At 50.9% G+C, this 3,339-nt stretch carries 2 rRNA genes; both read right to left on the reverse strand.

What is annotated here, in order from left to right:
• Window positions 1–9: 9 nt before the first annotated feature.
• Window positions 10–125 (reverse strand): 5S ribosomal RNA (gene rrf, locus TX24_RS30035).
• A gap of 158 nt (window positions 126–283) precedes the next feature.
• Window positions 284–3,175 (reverse strand): 23S ribosomal RNA (locus TX24_RS30040).
• Window positions 3,176–3,339: the final 164 nt, after the last annotated feature.

Consider the following 3,339-nt stretch of genomic DNA (forward strand, 5'->3'; position numbering starts at 1 on the left):
GGAATTTAATCTTGACGATGACCTACTCTCACATGGGGAAACCCCACACTACCATCGGCGATGCATCGTTTCACTGCTGAGTTCGGGATGGGATCAGGTGGTTCCAATGCTCTATGGTCGTCAAGAAATTCGGGTACTGAGTCGCGACCAGTTGGCCTCGCTTCAGCAAATTGGGTAGGTGATAGATCTCGGTGTTTTGTGAGCGTCGAACTTTCGGTTCATCTTCGTCTTCACACACCGCAATCTGATGCTCTTTCGAGTAGTCAAATTGCTTGGGTGTTATATGGTCAAGCCTCACGGGCAATTAGTATTGGTTAGCTCAACGCCTCACAGCGCTTACACACCCAACCTATCAACGTCGTAGTCTTCGACGGCCCTTCAGGGAACTCAAGGTTCCAGTGAGATCTCATCTTGAGGCTAGTTTCCCGCTTAGATGCTTTCAGCGGTTATCTATTCCGAACATAGCTACCCGGCAATGCCACTGGCGTGACAACCGGAACACCAGAGGTTCGTCCACTCCGGTCCTCTCGTACTAGGAGCAGCCCCTCTCAAATCTCAAACGTCCACGGCAGATAGGGACCGAACTGTCTCACGACGTTCTAAACCCAGCTCGCGTACCACTTTAAATGGCGAACAGCCATACCCTTGGGACCGGCTTCAGCCCCAGGATGTGATGAGCCGACATCGAGGTGCCAAACACCGCCGTCGATATGAACTCTTGGGCGGTATCAGCCTGTTATCCCCGGAGTACCTTTTATCCGTTGAGCGATGGCCCTTCCATACAGAACCACCGGATCACTAAGACCTACTTTCGTACCTGCTCGACGTGTCTGTCTCGCAGTCAAGCGCGCTTTTGCCTTTATACTCTACGACCGATTTCCGACCGGTCTGAGCGCACCTTCGTACTCCTCCGTTACTCTTTAGGAGGAGACCGCCCCAGTCAAACTACCCACCATACACTGTCCTCGATCCGGATAACGGACCTGAGTTAGAACCTCAAAGTTGCCAGGGTGGTATTTCAAGGTTGGCTCCACGCAGACTGGCGTCCACGCTTCAAAGCCTCCCACCTATCCTACACAAGCAAATTCAAAGTCCAGTGCAAAGCTATAGTAAAGGTTCACGGGGTCTTTCCGTCTAGCCGCGGATACACTGCATCTTCACAGCGATTTCAATTTCACTGAGTCTCGGGTGGAGACAGCGCCGCCATCGTTACGCCATTCGTGCAGGTCGGAACTTACCCGACAAGGAATTTCGCTACCTTAGGACCGTTATAGTTACGGCCGCCGTTTACCGGGGCTTCGATCAAGAGCTTCGCGTTAGCTAACCCCATCAATTAACCTTCCGGCACCGGGCAGGCGTCACACCCTATACGTCCACTTTCGTGTTTGCAGAGTGCTGTGTTTTTAATAAACAGTCGCAGCGGCCTGGTATCTTCGACCGGCATGAGCTTACGGAGCAAGTCCTTCACCCTCACCGGCGCACCTTCTCCCGAAGTTACGGTGCCATTTTGCCTAGTTCCTTCACCCGAGTTCTCTCAAGCGCCTTGGTATTCTCTACCCAACCACCTGTGTCGGTTTGGGGTACGGTTCCTGGTTACCTGAAGCTTAGAAGCTTTTCTTGGAAGCATGGCATCAACCACTTCGTTAACTAAAAGTTAACTCGTCATCAGCTCTCGGCCTTAGAATCCCGGATTTACCTAAGATTCCAGCCTACCACCTTAAACTTGGACAACCAACGCCAAGCTGGCCTAGCCTTCTCCGTCCCTCCATCGCAATAACCAGAAGTACAGGAATATTAACCTGTTTTCCATCGACTACGCTTTTCAGCCTCGCCTTAGGGACCGACTAACCCTGCGTCGATTAACGTTGCGCAGGAAACCTTGGTCTTTCGGCGTGGGTGTTTTTCACACCCATTATCGTTACTCATGTCAGCATTCGCACTTCTGATACCTCCAGCAAGCTTCTCAACTCACCTTCACAGGCTTACAGAACGCTCCTCTACCGCATCACTTACGTGATACCCGTAGCTTCGGTGTATGGTTTGAGCCCCGTTACATCTTCCGCGCAGGCCGACTCGACTAGTGAGCTATTACGCTTTCTTTAAAGGGTGGCTGCTTCTAAGCCAACCTCCTAGCTGTCTAAGCCTTCCCACATCGTTTCCCACTTAACCATAACTTTGGGACCTTAGCTGACGGTCTGGGTTGTTTCCCTTTTCACGACGGACGTTAGCACCCGCCGTGTGTCTCCCATGCTCGGCACTTGTAGGTATTCGGAGTTTGCATCGGTTTGGTAAGTCGGGATGACCCCCTAGCCGAAACAGTGCTCTACCCCCTACAGTGATACATGAGGCGCTACCTAAATAGCTTTCGAGGAGAACCAGCTATCTCCGAGCTTGATTAGCCTTTCACTCCGATCCACAGGTCATCCGCTAACTTTTCAACGGTAGTCGGTTCGGTCCTCCAGTTAGTGTTACCCAACCTTCAACCTGCCCATGGATAGATCGCCCGGTTTCGGGTCTATTCCCAGCGACTAGACGCCCTATTAAGACTCGCTTTCGCTACGCCTCCCCTATTCGGTTAAGCTCGCCACTGAAAATAAGTCGCTGACCCATTATACAAAAGGTACGCAGTCACCCAACAAAGTGGGCTCCCACTGCTTGTACGCATACGGTTTCAGGATCTATTTCACTCCCCTCTCCGGGGTTCTTTTCGCCTTTCCCTCACGGTACTAGTTCACTATCGGTCAGTCAGTAGTATTTAGCCTTGGAGGATGGTCCCCCCATATTCAGACAAAGTTTCTCGTGCTCCGTCCTACTCGATTTCATGACTAAGAGATTTTCGCGTACAGGGCTATCACCCACTATGGCCGCACTTTCCAGAGCGTTCCGCTAATCTCAAAGCCACTTAAGGGCTAGTCCCCGTTCGCTCGCCACTACTAAGGGAATCTCGGTTGATTTCTTTTCCTCAGGGTACTTAGATGTTTCAGTTCCCCTGGTTCGCCTCTTGCACCTATGTATTCAGTACAAGATAACCATCTTATGATGGCTGGGTTCCCCCATTCAGACATCTCCGGATCAAAGTCTGTTTGCCGACTCCCCGAAGCTTTTCGCAGGCTACCACGTCTTTCATCGCCTCTGACTGCCAAGGCATCCACCGTATGCGCTTCTTCACTTGACCATATAACCCCAAGCAATCTGGTTATACTGTGAAGACGACATTCGCCGAAAATTCGAATTTCTCAGTTAAGAGAACTCACAAATTTTACCTTAGCCTGATCCGTTACCAGTGAAAGTAACGTTCAGTCTATCTTTCTATCACATACCCAAATTTTTAAAGAACGA

It is taken from the genome of Pseudomonas lactis (assembly GCF_001439845.1).
Lineage (GTDB): Bacteria > Pseudomonadota > Gammaproteobacteria > Pseudomonadales > Pseudomonadaceae > Aquipseudomonas > Aquipseudomonas lactis.